Consider the following 3011-nt stretch of genomic DNA (forward strand, 5'->3'; position numbering starts at 1 on the left):
TAAGGCTCTTCGGTCCAATTTACCATTGAGTGTCATGGGGAATAATTCCAAATGAACATAAGCAGAAGGAACCATATACTCCGGAAGTAATCCTGATAAATATACAGATAAGTCTTCAGGATTAAATAAAGTATCAGATACATAATAACCTACCAAGTATTTTAATCCTGAACTATGTTCTTTAGCTAATACAATACTCTGTCTAATTCCTTCATAGCTCAACAAAGCGCTTTCTATCTCTCCTAACTCTATTCTATAGCCTCTGATCTTAACCTGGAAGTCGTTACGACCTATATATTCCAAATCTCCTCCAGCAAGATAACGTACTAAATCTCCTGTCTTATATATACGTCCATTATAACCTTTTTCTCTTTCTTCTTCGCTCTGAAAAGGATTCAATAGAAAACGCTCAGCTGTAAGCTCTGGAAGATTTAAATAACCTCTTGATAATCCTGAACCTCCGATATACAACTCTCCTACCGCTCCCAATGGTACTGGACGTAAATATTCATCCAATACATAGGTTGTAGTATTGGCTATAGGTTTACCTATATTAAGTGCATTATTATCATTATCATAATGATGATAAGTAGACCATACCGTGGTTTCTGTAGGGCCATATTCATTAATTAAAATAATATGATCATGAGCTAAGTCTCTAATATCCGGGAAAGCTTCTCCTCCTACCAATATCAGTTGAAGACTCGTATCTGGAATAAGGTCTCTTAAGATAACAGGGGGAATAAACGATACTTCAATATTATGTTCTTTGATATAATCATTAAGATCTTTTACCGATTTTCTAAGTTCATTACTATACAACCACAACGTATTGCCATGACAAAGAACAGGGAAAGATTCACTCACAAAAACATCAAAGACATAATTAGAATAGCAACCTACATGGGTATACTCTGTAAGCCTGTGAGAGTCTATCATACAACATACAAAGTTGACCATACTAGTATGCTCGATCATCACTCCCTTTGGCTTACCTGTTGTGCCACTAGTGTAAATAACATAAGATAAATCACTTGAACTTACTGGAGTTCTTGGATTTACTGTGGAACAGGTACTCAGTTCAGCTCTCATCTCTGAACCATTCAGACTTATAATCCTCAGGTTTGAAGATTCTGTTTCTGTATCTATTAGTTCCTTATAGTCATATAATCTGGCTTTTGTATTTTCTTCAACGAGTACAACTCTTGCACCAGTATCTCCCAGAATATGTTCTATTCGATCCATAGGATAACTTGGATCCATAGGAACATACGCTCCGCCTGACTTCAAGACTCCCAACATACCTATAAGAATCTGTTCTGATCTGCCTAAACACAATGGAATAAGCTCATTCGGTTCGATCTTACAATTGTGTAATAAATAATGAGCCAACCTGTTTGATCTATCATTAAGCTCTCTATAGGTTAACTTTACATCTTCATACACCAAAGCTATATGATCAGGTGTCTTTTCTACCTGTCTCTCAAATAATTCATGAATGGTAGCAGTTGTATCGTATTCTGAATAAGCATCCAAAAGACTGGAGAAGATCCCATCTCCACTATACTCTTCTTCTCTTACCCAAGATAAGTCTTCAAGCCGTAACTTTGAGCCAACTTCTTTTTGATGGCATACCATCTGCTCTAAAAGATATACATAGGTACTAATCATATGATCAATCGTACTTTCCTTGAATAATCCTCGAGCATAATTAAAACTTCCCGATAAACTTTCTCCATCATCATCTATCATAACACTCAAATCAAACTTCGCTACATCATAACTCAGCCTTTCTTCAATTTGTTGAAACAAAGAGTCTCCAACATATTTTTGATTAGTAGCATTTCCAAAACTCTGTAAGCCAAACATTACCTGGAATAGAGGATGACGAGATACATCCTGAACTACTCCCAACTCTTCTACCAATTTCTCAAAGGGTACATCCTGATGCATCTGAGCCTGAGATACCGAATCTGAAACTTGCAAAATAAAATCTCTTACTGATATTCCATAATCAATCTCTTCTCGAAGGACTAAGGTATTTACAAAGAAGCCAATCAGATCCTCTAAGCCTGCATGATGACGATTCGCCACCACAGTGCCTAATACAATATCTTTTTGTCCCGAATAAGAGGATAATAGCAGATAATACCCTCCCAACATTACACTGTATAAACTAACTCCTAAGTCTCGAGATAAGAAACGTAGTTCTTCTCCTAAACTATCAGAAATACTAAAATGTACCGTATGCCCTTCATAAGAAAGCCGTGTAGGACGCACATAATCCAAAGGAAGATGTAAAGCCTCAACTCCCGAAAGTTTAGTCTTCCAATAATCCAACTGTCTATCCAATACTTCACCTTGAAGATAGCCCCTTTGCCATAAAGCAAAATCCTTATACTGAATAGGGAGCGAGGGTAAAGAAACCGAGTTTCCTGATAATAAATCTTGATAGATAATTCTGAATTCCTCTAAAAAGATATCGATAGACCAACCGTCAAAAGCTATATGGTGAATTACTATACTGATATAAGACGTAATCTCACTCTTATTTTGGTTATCCTGCTTTTTCTTTGTTTTATTAGTTTTAGTCTTTTCTTTCTCATGGAATACACAAACTGAAATAGGAAGTTCTTGGGACAAATCAAAAACTCTATTAACTTCTTGAGAAACAAGATTTTCTAACTGCTTAGAACTCTCCACATAAATCTCTTTAATACTGAACTCTTGATCACTCACATATTGATACCCTACTCCCTCTGAACTGGTTACAATCAAAGTACGTAGAATCTCATGTCTTGATAGAAGAACTCTAAAAGATTCTTTTAAAATGCTAAGATCAACTTGTGATGACAAGCCAAAAACCATAGGAATATTATACGCAGAGCTTCCTCCTTCATACTGATCAATAAACCATAAACGCTCCTGAGCAAAAGATAAAAGTTGGTCCTCAGGATGATGAACCACTATAGGACGGATAATCTCTACAATATCAATTGATAAACCTTCAA

At 36.0% G+C, this 3011-nt stretch carries 1 protein-coding gene; it reads right to left on the minus strand.

The features are described 5' to 3' along the window. Window positions 1-3011 (minus strand): non-ribosomal peptide synthetase (locus tag CHRY9293_RS18265; protein WP_162034287.1); only part of this gene is annotated, 3011 nt, incomplete at both ends.

This window comes from Chryseobacterium potabilaquae, assembly GCF_902728265.1.
GTDB lineage: Bacteria > Bacteroidota > Bacteroidia > Flavobacteriales > Weeksellaceae > Chryseobacterium > Chryseobacterium potabilaquae.